The 16,414-nt window shown below is 62.9% G+C and carries 12 protein-coding genes; 6 read left to right on the top strand and 6 right to left on the bottom strand.

Going from position 1 to position 16,414, the window contains the following annotated elements; all coding sequences use genetic code 11:
- From lpdA to aceE, 3 genes are all read right to left on the bottom strand, one after another.
- A partial coding sequence (lpdA, locus tag K0F86_RS23970) for a dihydrolipoyl dehydrogenase (RefSeq protein WP_219136653.1) occupies positions 1-1,682 on the bottom strand: 1,682 nt, incomplete at its 3' end.
- Positions 1,683-1,692: 10 nt separating this feature from the next.
- A complete protein-coding gene (aceF, locus tag K0F86_RS23965; protein ID WP_219136652.1) occupies positions 1,693-3,357 on the bottom strand; it encodes a dihydrolipoyllysine-residue acetyltransferase in 1,665 nt (554 codons plus the stop codon).
- 94 nt (positions 3,358-3,451) lie between these two features.
- Complete coding sequence (aceE, locus tag K0F86_RS23960) at positions 3,452-6,148, bottom strand: pyruvate dehydrogenase (acetyl-transferring), homodimeric type (RefSeq protein ID WP_219136651.1); 2,697 nt, start codon at positions 6,146-6,148, stop codon at positions 3,452-3,454.
- A 483-nt stretch (positions 6,149-6,631) separates the two neighbouring features.
- Between aceE and folD the strand changes: the two genes are divergently transcribed.
- The 5 genes from folD to K0F86_RS23935 all read left to right on the top strand — a co-directional run bounded on the left by folD (position 6,632) and on the right by K0F86_RS23935 (position 11,988).
- Positions 6,632-7,477: a bifunctional methylenetetrahydrofolate dehydrogenase/methenyltetrahydrofolate cyclohydrolase FolD gene (gene folD / locus K0F86_RS23955; RefSeq protein WP_219136650.1), complete on the top strand. Its 846-nt coding sequence runs from the start codon at positions 6,632-6,634 to the stop codon at positions 7,475-7,477.
- A gap of 120 nt (positions 7,478-7,597) precedes the next feature.
- Complete coding sequence (locus tag K0F86_RS23950; RefSeq protein ID WP_374197318.1) at positions 7,598-9,682, top strand: M3 family metallopeptidase; 2,085 nt, start codon at positions 7,598-7,600, stop codon at positions 9,680-9,682.
- Between the two features lie 8 nt (positions 9,683-9,690).
- Positions 9,691-10,116, top strand: coding sequence for a DNA polymerase III subunit chi (locus K0F86_RS23945; RefSeq protein WP_219136649.1), 426 nt, complete (start codon positions 9,691-9,693; stop codon positions 10,114-10,116).
- The gene (locus K0F86_RS23940) at positions 10,113-10,478 is read left to right on the top strand and encodes a hypothetical protein (protein WP_219136648.1); all 366 of its coding nucleotides are present in this window, start codon (positions 10,113-10,115) and stop codon (positions 10,476-10,478) included. The genes K0F86_RS23945 and K0F86_RS23940 overlap by 4 nt, the downstream gene beginning before the upstream one ends.
- Before the next feature lie 367 nt (positions 10,479-10,845).
- Positions 10,846-11,988, top strand: coding sequence for a branched-chain amino acid ABC transporter substrate-binding protein (locus tag K0F86_RS23935; RefSeq protein WP_071075745.1), 1,143 nt, complete (start codon positions 10,846-10,848; stop codon positions 11,986-11,988).
- Here K0F86_RS23935 and K0F86_RS23930 read toward each other — a convergent pair.
- On the bottom strand, positions 11,981-12,883 hold the full coding sequence (locus K0F86_RS23930) for a LysR family transcriptional regulator (protein ID WP_219136647.1): 903 nt from the start codon (positions 12,881-12,883) through the stop codon (positions 11,981-11,983). The two genes, K0F86_RS23935 and K0F86_RS23930, sit on opposite strands and share 8 nt — an antisense overlap.
- Positions 12,884-12,974: 91 nt before the next feature.
- Between K0F86_RS23930 and K0F86_RS23925 the strand changes: the two genes are divergently transcribed.
- Complete coding sequence (locus K0F86_RS23925; RefSeq protein ID WP_219136646.1) at positions 12,975-13,982, top strand: NAD-dependent epimerase/dehydratase family protein; 1,008 nt, start codon at positions 12,975-12,977, stop codon at positions 13,980-13,982.
- Between the two features lie 21 nt (positions 13,983-14,003).
- On the opposite strand, the gene K0F86_RS23920 is transcribed toward K0F86_RS23925, so the two are convergent.
- Both K0F86_RS23920 and ilvD read right to left on the bottom strand, forming a co-directional pair.
- The gene (locus K0F86_RS23920; protein ID WP_092713693.1) at positions 14,004-14,315 is read right to left on the bottom strand and encodes a c-type cytochrome; all 312 of its coding nucleotides are present in this window, start codon (positions 14,313-14,315) and stop codon (positions 14,004-14,006) included.
- A gap of 223 nt (positions 14,316-14,538) precedes the next feature.
- The gene (gene ilvD, locus K0F86_RS23915; protein WP_219136645.1) at positions 14,539-16,410 is read right to left on the bottom strand and encodes a dihydroxy-acid dehydratase; all 1,872 of its coding nucleotides are present in this window, start codon (positions 16,408-16,410) and stop codon (positions 14,539-14,541) included.
- Between the last annotated feature and the right edge of the window lie 4 nt (positions 16,411-16,414).

Below are 16,414 nucleotides of genomic sequence, written 5' to 3'. Positions count from 1 at the left end.
ATGGTCTTGCCGATGTCGGTGCCGTCGCAGCCCATTTCGATGGCCAGCGCGATTTCACCGATCATGTCGCCCGCATGCGTGCCGACGATGGTGCCACCGATGATGCGGTGCGTTTCCGCATCGAACAGCAGCTTGGTGAAGCCTTCGGCGCGGCCGTTGGCCACGGCGCGGCCGGAAGCTGCCCAAGGGAAGTGGCCCTTCTCGACCTTGATGCCCTTGGCTTTCGCTTCATCTTCCGTGATGCCGGCCCATGCCACTTCCGGGTCCGTGTAGGCGACCGACGGGATCACCTTGACGTCGAAGTGCGACTTCTGGCCGGCGGCGGCTTCCGCTGCCACGTGGGCTTCATGCACGGCCTTGTGCGCCAGCATCGGCTGGCCGACCAGATCGCCGATGGCGAAGATGTTCGGCACGTTGGTGCGCATCTGGCTGTCGACGTTGATGAAGCCGCGGTCGGTGACAGTCACGCCGGCCTTGTCGGCGGCCAGCTTCTTGCCATTCGGGCTGCGGCCCACGGCGACGAGCACCAGGTCATAGATTTGCGGCGCCGGTGCCGTGGCACCCGCTTCGGCCGCTTCGAACGTGACCTTGATGCCTTCCGGCAGCGCTTCCACCGCGACCGTCTTGGTCTTGGTCATGATGTTGTCGAAGCGCTTTTCATTGAACTTCTGCCACACCTTGACGGCGTCGCGGTCCGCGCCCTGCATCAGGCCATCCATCATTTCGACCACGTCGATGCGCGCACCGAACGTGGAGTAAACGGTCGCCATTTCCAGGCCGATGATGCCGCCGCCGATGACCAGCATGCGTTTCGGGATCTGGCGCAATTCCAGCGCGCCCGTCGAATCGACGATGCGCGGGTCTTCCGGCACGAAGGGCAGTTTCACCACGGACGAACCGGCGGCGATGATCGCCTGCTTGAACTGCACGACTTTTTTCGTGCCGTCGCCTGCCGTCACTTCGATGTGGTTCGCGGAGAGGAACTGGCCCACGCCCGTCACCACTTGCGTCTTGCGCGCCTTGGCCATGCCGGCCAGACCGCCCGTCATGTTCGAGATCACGCCTTCCTTGTACTTGCGCACCTGGTCGATGTCGATCGTCGGCTTGGCAAACGTCACGCCCGTGTTGGACATGTGCGCCGTTTCATCGATGACGGATGCCACGTGCAGCAGCGCCTTCGACGGGATGCAGCCCACGTTCAGGCACACGCCGCCCAGGGTGGCGTAGCGCTCGACGATGACGGTGCTCAGGCCCAGGTCGGCCGCGCGGAACGCCGCCGAATAACCGCCAGGACCGCCGCCCAGCACCATCATGTCGACATCGATGTCGACCTGGCCGCTGTAATTACCGGCCGGGATGGCGGCAACGGCCGCAGCGGCTGCCGGAGCGGCTGCGGCAGGCGCAGGAGCGGCCGCTGGCGCAGCTGCGGGAGCAGCGGCGCCTTCAGTCGATTCCAGCACCAGCAGCGCGCTGCCTTCGGCGATCTTGTCGCCGACCTTGACCTTGACTTCCTTGACCACGCCCGCGTGGGTCGATGGAATCTCCATGCTGGCCTTGTCCGATTCGACCGTGATCAGGGACTGGTCCACCTTGATGGTGTCGCCCACCTTGACCATCAGTTCGATGACTTCGACTTCCTTGAAGTCGCCGATATTCGGTACTTTTACCTCTACTGTGCTCATCAATCGCTCCTTACAGCAGAATTTTGCGCATGTCGGCCAGGACTTCGCCGAGGTACACGGAGAATCGCGCGCCCATCGCGCCATCGACCACGCGGTGGTCGTAGGACAGCGAAGTGCCCATCATCAAACGTGGCTGGAAGGCCTTGCCATCCCATACCGGCTTGATCGACGCTTTCGACAGACCCAGGATCGCCACTTCCGGCGCATTCACGATAGGCGTGAAGTGCGTGCCGCCGATGCCGCCCAGGGACGAAATCGTGAAGCTGGCGCCCTGCATGTCGGCCGGTTTCAGCTTGCCTTCGCGCGCCTGCAGCGATAATTCCGTCATTTCGCGGGCGATCTGCGAGACCGACTTCTGGTCCGCGCCCTTGATCACGGGCACCACCAGGCCATTCGGCGTGTCGGCCGCGAAGCCGATGTTGTAGTACTGCTTGAGGATCAGGTTCTCGCCCTTGGCGTCGAGCGAGGCGTTAAACGCGGGGAATTTTTTCAGCGCGGCGACGGAGGCCTTGATGACGAAGGCCAGCATGGTCAGCTTGGCCGCATCCTTGTTCTTCGCGTTGGCCGCGTTGGTGTCGACGCGGAACGCTTCCAGGTCCGTCACGTCCGCTTCGTCGAACTGCGTGACGTGCGGGATCATGACCCAGTTGCGGTGCAAATTCGGGCCCGAGATTTTCTTGATGCGCGACAGCGGCAGCAATTCGGTCGTGCCGAATTTGCTGAAGTCCAGCGACGGCCATGGCAGCAGATCCAGGCCCACGCCGGAACCGCCTTTGGCAGCGGCTGGAGCATTTGGCGCGGCAACGGCGCCCGACATCACGCCCTTGACGAAATTCTGCACGTCTTCCTGGGTGATGCGGCCCTTCGGACCGGAACCGCCGACCAGCGCCAGCTCCACGCCCAGTTCGCGCGCGAACTTGCGGATCGAAGGCGACGCGTGCGCCAGCTTGCCATTTGCGGCAGGCGCGGCGGCAGGTGCCGGGGCAGCGGCGACCGGCGCCGAAGCGACGGCGGCGGCTGGCGCGGCGGCGGCTGGCGCGGCCGGGGCAGGCGCGGCGGCCGGTGCAGCAGCGGCAGCAGCGGCGCTGCCGGTCGTTTCCACCACCAGTACCAGACTACCCTTGGCAACCTTGTCGCCAACCTTGACCTTCAATTCCTTGACGATACCGGCGTGGCTCGATGGGATTTCCATGCTGGCCTTGTCCGATTCGACCGTCAGCAGCGACTGCTCGACGGCGATCGTGTCACCGACCTTGACCATCAGTTCGATGACTTCGACTTCCTTGAAGTCGCCGATATCGGGCACGGTCACTTCGACCAGACCGCCAGCGGCTGGCGCAGGGGCGGCGGCAGGTGCTGCTTCAACAACTGGCGCGGCTGCCGGTGCAGGCGCAGCGGCGGCTGGCGCAGGTGCCGATACCGGGACCGAGGCGTCGTCCGCCACTTCCAGCAGCAGCACCAGCGAACCTTCGGCGATCTTGTCGCCCACGTTGACTTTCAATTCCTTGACGACACCGGCGTGGCTCGATGGAATTTCCATGCTGGCCTTGTCCGATTCGACGGTAATGAGGGACTGGTCGACCTTGACCGTGTCGCCCGGCTTGACCATCAGTTCAATGATCTCGACTTCCTTGAAATCGCCGATATCCGGGACTTTGACTTCCACAATGCTCATAGCTTGCTCCGTTATTTTATTTGTCAGATGGACCCGCACACACGCCAGGGCGGCGCTTTCGCACCGCCCTGGCATCATCGGATCCGCACAACGATTACTGGGTCACCGGATTCGGTTTGTTCGCGTCGATGCCGTACTTGGCGATCGCCTGCTCCACCACCGACACGTCGATCTTGCCTTCGTCAGCCAGCGATTTGAGCGCGGCCACGGTGACATAATAACGGTTCACTTCGAAGAACTCGCGCAGCTTGGCGCGGCTGTCCGAGCGGCCAAAGCCATCGGTACCGAGCACTTTGTAGGTGCGGCCCTTCGGCATGAAGGCGCGGATCTGTTCTGCAAATGCGCGCATGTAGTCGGTCGTGGCGACGATCGGGCCATCCGTGTCCTGCAACAGCGACGTCACGTACGGCACGCGCTGCTGTTTCGACGGGTTGACCATGTTCCAGCGTTCCGCATCCTGGCCATCGCGGGCCACCAGGGTCAGCGACGGCGCCGACCACACGTCCGCAGCCACGCCCCAGTCGTTTTGCAACAATTCGGCGGCGAAGATCGATTCGCGCAGGATGGTGCCGCAACCGATCAGTTGTACGCGCAGCTTGGCGTCAGCCTGGCCTTCCTGCAGCTTGTACATGCCTTTCAGGATGCCTTCTTCCTGGCCTGGCTTGATGCCTGGCTGGGCGTAGTTCTCGTTCATGATCGTGATGTAGTAGAACACATCTTCCTGGTTGGCGATCATGCGGCGCAAGCCGTCCTGGATGATGACGGCGACTTCATGGCTGAAGGTCGGATCGTATGGCATGCAGGTCGGGATGGTCGCGGCGAAGATATGGCTGTGGCCATCTTCGTGCTGCAAGCCTTCGCCGTTCAAGGTCGTGCGGCCGGCCGTGCCGCCCATCAGGAAGCCGCGGGCGCGCATGTCGGCCGAAGCCCATACCTGGTCGCCGATGCGCTGGAAGCCGAACATCGAGTAGAAGGTGTAGAACGGGATCATGATGCGGTCGTTGGTCGAATACGACGTCGCCGCGGCGATCCACGAGCTCATGCCGCCCGCTTCGTTGATGCCCTCTTGCAGGATCTGGCCGGCCTTGTCTTCGCGGTAGTACATGACCTGGTCTTTGTCGACCGGCTCGTACAACTGGCCTTTCGGGTTGTAGATGCCGATCTGGCGGAACAGGCCTTCCATGCCGAAGGTACGCGATTCATCTACCAGGATAGGCACCACGCGCTGGCCCAGGTTCGGGTCTTTCAGCAGGGTCGAAATGACGCGCACGAACGCTTGCGTGGTCGAGATTTCACGGCCTTCCGGCGTCGCTTCCAGCACGTTCTTGAACGCGTCCAGGCCAGGCACGGGCAGGGTTTCTTCCGACTTCTGGCGGCGCTGCGGCAGGTAGCCACCGAGGGCCTTGCGGCGCTCGTGCAGGTAGACCATTTCCGGCGCGTCATCGGCAGGCTTGAAGAACGGGATGTCGGCCAGCTTGTCGTCAGGGATAGGCAGCGAGAAGCGGTCGCGCATTTCGCGGATGGCTTCGTCGTCGAGTTTTTTCGTCTGGTGCGCCGTGTTGCGCGCTTCGCCGGACTTGCCCATGCCGTAGCCCTTGATGGTTTTCACCAGCAGGACGGTCGGCTGGCCCTTGTGTTCCTGGGCGATCTTGAAGGCCGCGTAGATCTTGTGCGGATCGTGGCCGCCACGGGTCAGGCGCCAGATGTCGTCGTCGGTCATGTTGGCAACCATTTCCAGCAGCTTCGGATGCTTGCCGAAGAAGTGCTTGCGCACGTAGGCGCCGTCCTTGGCCTTGTAGTTCTGGTATTCGCCGTCGACGGTTTCCATCATCACGCGCTGCAGGATGCCTTCCTTGTCCTGTGCCAGCAGGGCGTCCCAGCCCGGACCCCAGATGACCTTGACGACGTTCCAGCCGGCGCCACGGAATTCGCCTTCGAGTTCCTGGATGATCTTGGTATTGCCGCGCACAGGGCCGTCCAGGCGCTGCAGGTTGCAGTTGACCACGATGACCAGGTTGTCGAGCATGTCGCGTGCGGCCAGGCCGATCGCGCCCAGGGATTCCGGCTCGTCCATCTCGCCATCGCCGCAGAAGGCCCAGATCTTGCGGTTGTCGGTCTTGGCGATGCCGCGTGCGTGCAGGTACTTCAGGAAGCGCGCCTGGTAGATCGCCATGTGCGGGCCCAGGCCCATCGACACGGTCGGGAACTGCCAGAAGTCCGGCATCAGCTTCGGATGCGGGTACGAGGACAGGCCCTTGCCGTCGACTTCCTTGCGGAAGTTCAGCATCTGCTCTTCGGAGAGGCGGCCTTCGAGGAAGGCGCGCGCGTAGACGCCGGGCGAGGAGTGGCCCTGGATGTACAGCAGGTCGCCGCCATGGTCGGCCGTTGGCGCGTGCCAGAAGTGGTTGAAACCGATGCCCAGCATGTTCGCCAGCGAAGCGAACGAGGACAAGTGGCCGCCCAGGTCGCCGTCGGCGCGGTTGGCCTTGACCACCATGGCCATGGCGTTCCAGCGCATCCACGAGCGCAGGCGCTCTTCGTATTCCAGGTTGCCTGGGCAGTGTGCTTCTTGCTTGGTGGGGATGGTATTGACGTAGGCGGTGGTGCTGGAGAACGGGATCTGGGCGCCACGGCGGCGGGCCAGGTCAACCATGCGCTCCATCAGGTAATGCGCGCGTTCCGGACCTTCGTTTTCCAGCACGGCTTCGAGCGCGTCCAGCCACTCCTTGGTTTCCTGCATATCCGGGTCGGTGCCGATCTGTGTCGTTACCTGGTTCAGTTGAGCTGACATCTGTTGAGTCTCCTTTGTGAACGCCCCACCCCGATTTTCCGGATCGCTGTCGGACGGTATTTCGCTGATTATTTACTATTAAGTCGGTTTAGTGTGGGGATTCTAACAGCGTATTTAGTATTTTTCAAATTACGATATAGCATTTCATATTGTGAAAACACCCTATGAAATTTATGCTGCAGTGCCGCAAATTCTGCCCGGAAATTAGGGTGATCAAAGTGCCAAAAACGGCGCCAAAAAAACCGCAGGCCCTTGCGCTCCCTAGGCCACCAGCACACCAGCAAAACGCATTAACGCCCCAGTCGTCCGCACAGGCAACCGGGCCAAGCGGGCCTGAAAAATGTCGAGGGCAAGGAGCTGCAACGCCGCCATCGGCATTTTCTCAGGCTCGCGTCTCTGGCCCGCTGTTGTTACGCCAAAACCGCCCCTTTGCGCCGGCCGGCTTTATAATCTGTCTTTTCCCTCCCACACAGCCTCCCTACCATGCCAGCACAACTGATCGACGGAATCGCCCTCTCCCAAAAACTGCGCAGCGAGATCGCCACGCGCGCCGCCGCCCTCACGGCCAAGGGCACCCAGCCTGGCCTGGCCGTGATACTCGTCGGCGAAGACCCGGCCAGCCAGGTGTATGTGCGCAACAAGGTCAAGGCGTGCGGCGACGTGGGTTTCCACTCGGTGCTGGAAAAATATGAAGCGGACCTGTCCGAAGCGGACTTGCTGGCACGCATCGCCAGCCTGAACGCCGACCCCGCCATCCACGGCATCCTCGTGCAAATGCCCTTGCCCAAGCACATCAACCCGCACAAGGTCATCGAAGCGATCTCCACGACGAAAGACGTGGATGGCTATTCCGTGCTGAGCGCCGGCGAACTGATGACGGGCTTGCCCGGCTTCCGCCCGTGCACGCCATATGGCTGCATGAAACTGATCGAAAGCACGGGCGTCGACTTGCGCGGCAAGCACGCCGTCGTCATCGGCCGCAGCAACACCGTCGGCAAGCCGATGGCCCTGCTGCTCTTGCAAGCGAACGCTACCGTCACCATCTGTCATAGTGCGACCGCGGACCTGGGCCTGTACACGCGCCAGGCGGACGTGGTCGTGGCCGCCGTCGGCCGCCGCAACACCCTGACGGCCGACATGGTCAAGCCGGGCGCCATCGTCATCGACGTGGGCATGAACCGCGACGATGACGGCAAGCTGTGCGGCGACGTGGATTTTACCGGCGTGAAAGAAGTCGCCTCCCACATCACCCCCGTACCGGGTGGCGTGGGTCCGATGACGATCACGATGTTGCTGATGAACACCGTCGAAGCCGCCGAGCGCATTTAAGAGGAGCACCTGAGAAAACGTCCATGGCTGCGTTGCAGTGCCTCGCCGTACTATTCGTACTGCCTTCGGCACCGCGCCTTGCCCTGAACGTTTTTCAGGCGCTCCATATATGAAGACAGAATGGACGAACCGACGATGAATACCAATCCCCTGCTTGATTTTTCCGGCCTGCCACGCTTCGACGCGATCACGCACGAGCATGTCACGCCCGCCATCGATACCCTCCTGGAACAGGCACGCGCCACGGTGGCGCAGCTGGAAGCGCCCATGGAAGAAGTGAGCTGGGACAACTTCGTCGCGCCCCAGGACCAGATCGCCGAAACCCTGGGCCGCGCCTGGAGCATCGTCAATCACCTCAATAGCGTGATCGATACGCCCGAACTGCGCGCCGCCTACAATGCGAACCAGCCCAAGGTGACGGAATTCTTGACCGAACTGGGCCAGAACGAAATCCTCTTCGGCAAATACAAGCAATTGCAGGCCCGCGCCGATTTCGCCAGCCTGTCGCCAGCGCGCCAACGCATCGTCGAGAATGCCGTGCGCGACTTCCGCCTGGGCGGCGCCGAGTTGCCCGAGGACAAGAAAGAGCGCTTCGGCGCCATCCAGGAAGAGCACGCTGCCGTCTCGACGCGTTTTTCCGAAAACGTGCTCGACGCCACGAATGACTACAAGTTGCTGGTCGAGAACGAAAGCGACCTGGCCGGCCTGCCCGACGACGTGAAGGCCGCCGCGCGCGCCGCCGCCGAAAAAGCGGGCAAGCAAGGGTACGAATTCTCGCTGCACTTCCCGTCGTATTACCCGATCCTGCAATTTGCCGACCAGCGCGCACTGCGCGAAACCATCTACCGCGCCAACGCCACCAAGGCGTCGGACCAGGGCGAGGTCTTCAGCAAAAAAGAGGACTGGGACAATACCCAGAATATCGTCACCTTGTTGCAATTGCGCGACGAAGAGGCAAAACTGCTCGGCTACGCCAATTTCGCCGAAGTGTCGCTGGTCTCCAAAATGGCCACCTCGCCCGCGCAAGTCATCGCTTTCCTGGAAGACCTGGCCCAACGCGCCCGTCCGTTCGCCGAGAAAGACCTGGCAGAACTGACGCAATTCGCCAAGGAAGAACTGGGCATCGCCGAGCTGCAGGCGTGGGACGTGCCGTACGCTTCCGAAAAACTGCAGGAACGCCGCTACGCGTTCTCGGCCCAGGAAGTCAAACAATATTTCCCTGAACACAAGGTGATCGACGGCCTGTTCCGCCAGATCCAGAACCTGTTCACGGTCGAGATCAAGCTTGACTCGGCGCCCGTCTGGCACCCGGACGTGCGTTTTTACCGCATCGAGCGCGACGGCAAGCTGGTCGGCCAGTTCTACCTGGACCTGTATGCGCGCGCGGGCAAGAGCGGCGGCGCCTGGATGGACGACGCGCGCGGCCGCCGCGCCGATGCGCAACACGTGCAAACGCCGATCGCCTACCTGACCTGCAATTTCACGCAGCCGGCCGTGGTCGATGGCCAGGTTCAGCCAGCGCTGTTTACGCACGACGAAGTGATCACCCTGTTCCACGAATTCGGCCACGGCTTGCACCACATGCTGACGGTGGTCGACGAGCTGGGCGTGTCGGGCATTGCCGGCGTCGAATGGGATGCCGTGGAACTGCCATCGCAATTCATGGAAAACTTCTGCTGGGAATGGGAAGTGCTCGAACACATGACGGCGCATGCCGTCACGGGCGAGCCGCTGCCGCGCGCGCTGTACGACAAGATGCTGGCGGCCAAAAATTTCCAGTCCGGCTTGCAAACCCTGCGCCAGGTGGAATTTTCCTTGCTCGACATGCATTTGCACTATGACTACGATGCTGGCACGGGCCAGAGCGTGCAGCAGCTGATCGACGGCGTGCGCGCCAAATTCGCGCTGATCATCCCGCCCGCCTTCAACCGCTTCCAGAATTCCTTCGGGCATATCTTCTCCGGCGGCTACGCGGCTGGCTACTACAGCTACAAATGGGCCGAGGTGCTGTCCGCCGACGCCTATGCGGCGTTTGAAGAAGCCAGGGCGCTGGGACCGGCCGCCACGACGGCGGCGGGCAAGCGCTACCTGCAGGAAATCCTGTCCGTTGGCGGCTCGCGCCCGGCGCTGGAATCGTTCACGGCCTTCCGTGGCCGCGAACCGTCGATCGACGCCCTGCTGCGCCACAGCGGCATGGCAGCTTGAAAGGCGACATGACGCGCGTCGATTTTCACAGCAACGTGCCGGACAAGCTGGCTTACGCCTGCCGCCTGGTGCGCAAAGCCTACATGGCCGGCAACAAGGTCGTCGTGCTGGCGCAAGATGGCGCCCAGCTCGACGCCTTGAACAGCGCCATGTGGACCATTTCCGCCACGGATTTCCTGCCGCACGTGCTGGCCGGCGACCCGCTGGCGGCGCAAACGCCCATCATCCTGACCGATGACGCGGCGGCCGAGCTGCCGCACCACGACATCCTCGTCAACCTGTCGCAGCTGCCGCCGCCCAACTATGCGCAGTTCCAGCGCGTGTTCGAGATCGTCTCCATGGATGAGCAAGATGCGCAGGCGGGCCGCCAGCGCTTCCTGCACTACCGCCAGCAAGACGTGCAGCCGACGCATTTCGTGGCGGGTAAAGCATGAACCAGCCGCCATTCGACCAGGGCATTCCCCTGCTGACGGAGGTGCTGCTGGGGCCGGAATTAGCTCCCGCCATCCCGGCAGAGCCTGCTGTACCGGCACCGCCGGCATTGCCGCCAGCGGTGGCGCAGCCCGACTGGGACGCCATCGAACAGCGGCTGACGCAGCGCATCCTGCACCAGGTGCAGGGCAAGATCGACCATCTGCTGGAAGAACGCATCGCCCACGTCCTGCAGACGGCCCTGCAAAACGCCCTGATCGGCATGCGCGGCGCCCTGCGCGCAGACTTGCAGCAGTCGCTGGAACAGATCGTGGCGCATGCGGTGAGCCATGAGCTCGGGCATCTGCATCCGCCGGCACAGTAATCAAGCCACTTTTACCCCTAACAGCGAATTGCCGGGGTCGGACCCTGAGGGTCCGACCCCAGTCCTTGCCGTTGGGTTATGAGCATGCCGCGCAATGTCGGGTTACGCGCTGCGCGCTAACCCGACCTACCCCTAACCCGACCTACCCGACCTACCCTATTCTTTCCTCCAACGCCATTCTTTGGTGCGCTCGCGCCTGCGAAACCGGTGCATCGCGCCTCACTTTGGTGATTGTTGCGACAAAATGCAAAAAGCCCCAAATGCGGCTTTGCGCCGTCTGTTTTTTGTTGTACCGTTCTTCACACGTACCGCCATTCGAAGCGGTTTCACGAGACGCCGCCGTATCTTTATCCATTGGAGAATGTTTATGCTGCTCAAGACCAAAGTCCTTCCTCTCGCCCTCGCCCTCGCTTTTGCCGGTCATGCGGGCGCGCAGGAAATCATCAAGATAGGCCACGTCGCCCCGGTCTCTGGCGCCAGCTCCCACCTGGGCAAGGATAACGAAAACGCGGCCAAGATGGCCATCGAGGATTTGAACGCCAAAGGCTTCAAGATCGATGGCAAAGTCGTCAAATTCGTGCTGGTGCCCGAAGATGACGCGGCCGATCCCAAGCAGGGCACGGCCGTGGCGCAAAAGCTCGTCGACGCCAAGGTCAACGGCGTGGTCGGCCACCTGAACTCGGGCACGACGATTCCCGCCTCGCGCATTTACTTCAATGCAGGCATTCCGCAGATTTCGCCGGCCGCCACCAACCCGACCTACACCCAGCAAAAATTCAACACGGCCTTCCGCGTGGTGGCCAATGACAACAAGCTGGGGGGCACTTTGGGCGCGTATGCCGTGGGCAAGCTGCAAGCGAAGAAAATCGCCGTCATCGATGACCGTACGGCCTACGGCCAGGGCGTGGCGGAACAGTTCGTCAAGGGCGCCAAGAAGGCGGCGCCTGGCGTGCAAATCGTCGGCAAGGAATTTACCAATGCCAACGCGACCGACTTCAATGCCATTTTGACCAGCATCAAGTCAAAAAATCCCGACCTGATCTTCTTTGGCGGCATGGATTCCGTGGGCGGCCCCATGCTGCGCCAGATGAAGGCGCTGGGCATCAAGGCCAAGTTCATGGGCGGCGACGGCTTGTGCACGGAGCCGCTGGGCAAGCTGGCCGGCGACGCCGTGGGCGAAGACATGGTCACCTGCGCGGAAGCGGGCGGCGTGACGGGCGCGCAGCAAAAAGGCATGGACGATTTCCGCGCCCGCTACAAGCAGAAATACAATATGGAAGTGCAGCTGTACGCACCGTACGTCTACGATGCCGTGATGACCATGGCCACCGCCATGGCCGACGCCAAATCGTCGAAACCGTCCGTCTACCTGCCATTCCTGGCCAAGGTGCACTACCAGGGCGTGACAGGCCCGATCTCGTTCGATGCCAACGGCGACATCAAGGATGGCGCGCTGACTTTGTTCACCTATCGGGATGGCAAGAAAACCAAGATGGAAGTCATCAAGTAAGCGATTGGCTGGCAACGTAAGCGCGTAAACCTTCGGCCAGCGCGTCGAAGGTGGCGCGGCAGCGCAGGCTGCCGCGCAAGTCTTCATGCATGGTGACCCAGGTTTCCATCGGCAGCGAAAACGCTTGCGGCAACACGCGCCGCAGGGCCGGATCGCGCGCCGCCAGCCCCGCCTGGCACACGCCGATGCCGGCGCCCGCGCGTATCAGGGCCAGTTGCGCCAGGTCGCTGTCGCTGCGCCAGGCAAAGTTGTCCCGCGAAAATCCCTGAAAGGCCGCGCCCGCGTTGCGCACGAAGGGACTCGCTTCGTCGTAGCCGATGATGGTGTGTTGCGCTAAGTCAAGCAATGCGGCTGGCGTGCCATGGCGCGCCAGGTAATCCGCGTGCGCGTGCAAGCCCAGTTCGATCTCGCCCACCTTGCGCGCCACCAGCTGCTCCTGACGCGGGCGCAGCATGCGCACGGCGATGTCCGCCTCCCGGCGCAGCAAATCCTGCACCTTGTTGCTCAATACCAATTCGATGGTCAAGCCCGGATGGCGTACGCGCAGGCGGGCCAGTATAGTCGGCAGCACTTCCACGCCCACCACTTCGCTGGCCGCGATGCGCACGACGCCGGTCACGCCCTGCCCCAGGCTGCTGGCGGCGCGCTGCATCAGGGCGGCAGTGTGCTCCATGGTCTCCGCATGGGGCCGCAGCGCCAGCGCCACTTCCGTGGGCAGCAAGCCCTGCTGGGAGCGCGTAAACAGGATCGCACCCAGTGCCTGTTCCAGAGCGGCGATATGCCGGCCGACGGTGGGCTGCGTGATGCCCAGCGCGCGGGCCGCGCCGGACAGCGAGCCGTGTTTCAGCACAGCCAGCAGCGAACGATAGTATTCCCAGGCAATCGAGGTAGTCATGCATAAATGTATAGCTTGTACTCGATGTTCGTCAATTCCCAATTAGCCTCGCGCGGCAGATACTGGCGCCATCAACCACTCGGAGGCCATGATGGAAAACACGAAAACAGTTTTGGTACTGGGCGCGACAGGCGGCATCGGCGGCGAGATGCTGCGCCAGCTATTGGCGGCGGGCTGGCAGGTGCGCGCCTTGACGCGGGGAGCAACGCCATCGCCACGCGGCGACGGCATTGAATGGCTGCGCGGCGACGCGCTGTCGCGCGCGGACGTGCTGGCGGCCGCCAAAGGCTGCGCCGTCATCGTGCACGCCGTCAATCCGCCCGGCTACCGCCACTGGGGCCGGCTGGTGCTGCCCATGCTCGACAACACCATCGCCGCGGCGATGGCCGAAGGCGCCACCATCGTGCTGCCCGGCACCGTGTACAACTTTGGCCCCGACGCCTTTCCCGTGCTGACGGAAGAGGCGCCGCAGCACCCGCAGACGCGCAAGGGCGCCATCCGCGTGGAACTGGAAGCGCGGCTGGAACGGGCCAGCACGCAGGGCGCGCGCGTGCTGATCGTGCGCGCGGGCGACTTCTTCGGCCCCCGCGCCGGCAACAACTGGTTTTCGCAGGGCCTCGTCAAGGCGGGCCGGCCGGTGCGCAGCATCCTGTATCCGGGCGCGCCCGGCGTGGGCCACCAGTGGTCCTACCTGCCGGACGTGGCGCGCACGATGCTGCAATTGCTGGCCATGCGCGCCACCTTGCCCGCGTTCTCCCGCTTTCACATGGCCGGCCACTGGGACCACGACGGCCGGCAAATGACGGGGGCGATTGCCCGCGTGGTGGCACAGGCCACAGGCACGCCTCCGGCCATCCGGCGCTTTCCGTGGTGGCTGGTGGCGCTGGCGTCGCCGTTCGTGGCGACCCTGCGCGAAATGCGCGAGATGCGCTATCTGTGGCAAACGCCCTTGCGCATGGAGAATGCGCGGCTGCTGGCCGTGCTGGGGCAAGAGCCGCATACGCCGCTCGACGAGGCGGTGCGGGCGACATTGCAGGGCATGGGTAATCTGCAAAAGACAACGGGCAAAAAAAATGCGCCGGGATTGCCGGCGCGCTGATTGCTGGTACTGCGGCACAGATTATTTCTGTGCCAGTACCCATTTGACCAAGGTGTGGGCTTCCGCCTCGCTCACTTGCGGGTTCGCTGGCATCGGGATCGCGCCCCAGGTGCCGGAACCGCCCTTCATGACTTTCGCCACGAGCTTGGCTTCCGCGTCTTTTTGACCGGCATACTTGGCCGCCACGTCTTTATACGCAGGACCCACCAGTTTCGTGCTCACCGCGTGGCAAGCCATGCAGTTTTTTGCTTTCGCCAGGTCCGGATTGGCCAATGCTGCTTGCGATGCCAGAGCCGATACGGTCAATACACTCACCAACATAAAACGTTTCATTGTCTTTTCTCCAAAGTTACTTCCTGCGGCATTTTACTGTGTTTCCGCAGATGCACCACGAGCCCAGATCAAGCGTTTCAATGTAGTAACGCAATGTAGTAGCGATTAGGCACTCATATTCTGCCCCATCTGCGCGCATCTGACCATGTTGTTTGTAAGGCGATGTAACGACAGGCGGCCCCGTGCGGTCAAACGGGGCCGGCCGTCGCACATATACAACAAATCAGCGTTTCTGCTTTTTCAGCTGCGACAGGTCGCGCACGGCGCCGCGGTCGGCCGACGTCGTCAGCGCCGCATACGCCTGCAGCGCCTGCGACACGTAGCGCTCGCGGTTGACGGGCAGCCAGGCATCGTCGCCCTTCGCTTCCATGGCGGCGCGGCGCGCGGCCAGCTGCGCATCCGTGACGCGCAGGTTGATGCTGCGCTCGGGGATGTCGATGTCGATGAAGTCGCCCTCTTCCACCAGGCCGATGGCACCGCCTTCGGCCGCTTCCGGCGAGGCGTGGCCGATCACCAGGCCCGAGGAACCGCCCGAGAAGCGCCCGTCCGTGAACAGCGCGCACGCCTTGCCCAGGCCCTTCGATTTGATGTACGAGGTCGGATACAGCATTTCCTGCATGCCGGGGCCGCCTTTCGGGCCTTCGTAGCGGATGATGACGACATCGCCCTCATGCACGGTATCGGCCAAAATCGCTGCAACAGCGGTATCCTGGCTTTCGAACACGCGCGCCTTGCCCGAGAATTTCAAGATGCTTTCATCGACGCCGGCCGTCTTGACGATGCAGCCCTTTTCGGCCAGGTTGCCGTACAGGACGGCCAGGCCGCCATCCTGCGAGTACGCATGGGCCTTGTCGCGGATGCAGCCGGTGGCGCGGTCCATGTCGACAGCGGCAAAACGCTCCGACTGCGAAAACGCCGTCTGCGTCGGCACGCCGCCCGGCGCGGCGCGGAACAGTTCATGCACGGCCGGATTGTCCGTGCACATGATGTCGTTTTGCGCGATGGCGTCGGCCAGGGTCGGCGCGTGGATCGTTGGCAAGGTCGTGTTCAAGAGGCCGGCGCGCGCCAGTTCGCCCAGGATGCCCACGATGCCGCCCGCGCGGTGCACGTCTTCGATATGGTATTTGTCGGTCATCGGCGCGACCTTGCACAGGCACGGTACCTTGCGCGAGATGCGGTCGATGTCGGCCATCGTGAATTCCACTTCCGCCTCGTGCGCGGCGGCCAGCAAATGCAGCACGGTGTTGGTCGAGCCGCCCATGGAGACGTCGAGCGCCATGGCGTTCTCGAAGGCCGCCTTGGTGGCGATGGAACGGGGCAGCACCGAGTAATCGTCCTGCTCGTAATGGCGCTTGGCCAGTTCGACGATCAGGCGTCCCGCGCGCAGGAACAGCTGCTGGCGGTCTGAATGCGTGGCCAGAATCGTGCCGTTGCCAGGCAGGGCCAGGCCCAGCGCTTCGGTCAGACAGTTCATCGAGTTGGCCGTAAACATGCCGGAGCAGGAACCGCAGGTCGGGCAGGCCGAACGCTCGATTTCCGCCACGTCGGCGTCGGACACGCTGCTGTCGCCCGCCTTGATCATGGCGTCGACCAGATCGAGCTTGATGATCTTCTGCGTGCCGTTGACCACCTTGACGACCTTGCCCGCTTCCATCGGCCCGCCGGAAATAAACACGACGGGGATGTTGATGCGCATGGCGGCCATCAGCATGCCCGGCGTGATCTTGTCGCAGTTCGAGATGCAGACCATGGCGTCGGCGCAGTGGGCATTGACCATGTATTCGACGGAGTCGGCGATCAGGTCGCGCGAGGGCAGCGAATACAGCATGCCGCCGTGGCCCATGGCGATGCCGTCATCGACGGCGATGGTATTGAATTCCTTGGCCACGCCGCCGGCCGCCTCGATTTCGCGCGCCACCATCTGGCCCAGATCCTTCAGATGCACGTGACCGGGCACGAACTGGGTGAACGAGTTGACGACGGCGATGATCGGCTTGTCGAAGTCGCCATCCTTCATGCCGGTGGCGCGCCACAGGGCGCGGGCGCCAGCCATGTTGCGGCCGTGGGTGGTGGTGCGGGAGCGGTATTGCGGCATGATG

Origin of the sequence: Janthinobacterium sp. UMAB-60 (genome assembly GCF_900095235.1) — a bacterium.
GTDB lineage: Bacteria > Pseudomonadota > Gammaproteobacteria > Burkholderiales > Burkholderiaceae_D > Janthinobacterium.
The sequence above is the reverse complement of the archived record's forward strand: the minus strand, read 5'-3'. Positions and strand labels throughout refer to the sequence as shown.

Bases quoted from the DNA above. Each gene is read 5' to 3' on its own strand.
- K0F86_RS23945 (WP_219136649.1), top strand. From the start codon at position 9,691: ATGACGCGCGTCGATTTTCACAGCAACGTGCCGGACAAGCTGGCTTAC.
- aceF (WP_219136652.1), bottom strand. From the start codon at position 3,357: ATGAGCATTGTGGAAGTCAAAGTCCCGGATATCGGCGATTTCAAGGAA.
- K0F86_RS23940 (WP_219136648.1), top strand. From the start codon at position 10,113: ATGAACCAGCCGCCATTCGACCAGGGCATTCCCCTGCTGACGGAGGTG.
- K0F86_RS23950 (WP_374197318.1), top strand. From the start codon at position 7,598: ATGGACGAACCGACGATGAATACCAATCCCCTGCTTGATTTTTCCGGC.
- aceE (WP_219136651.1), bottom strand. From the start codon at position 6,148: ATGTCAGCTCAACTGAACCAGGTAACGACACAGATCGGCACCGACCCG.
- K0F86_RS23925 (WP_219136646.1), top strand. From the start codon at position 12,975: ATGGAAAACACGAAAACAGTTTTGGTACTGGGCGCGACAGGCGGCATC.
- folD (WP_219136650.1), top strand. From the start codon at position 6,632: ATGCCAGCACAACTGATCGACGGAATCGCCCTCTCCCAAAAACTGCGC.
- K0F86_RS23935 (WP_071075745.1), top strand. From the start codon at position 10,846: ATGCTGCTCAAGACCAAAGTCCTTCCTCTCGCCCTCGCCCTCGCTTTT.
- K0F86_RS23930 (WP_219136647.1), bottom strand. From the start codon at position 12,883: ATGACTACCTCGATTGCCTGGGAATACTATCGTTCGCTGCTGGCTGTG.
- K0F86_RS23920 (WP_092713693.1), bottom strand. From the start codon at position 14,315: ATGAAACGTTTTATGTTGGTGAGTGTATTGACCGTATCGGCTCTGGCA.
- ilvD (WP_219136645.1), bottom strand. From the start codon at position 16,410: ATGCCGCAATACCGCTCCCGCACCACCACCCACGGCCGCAACATGGCT.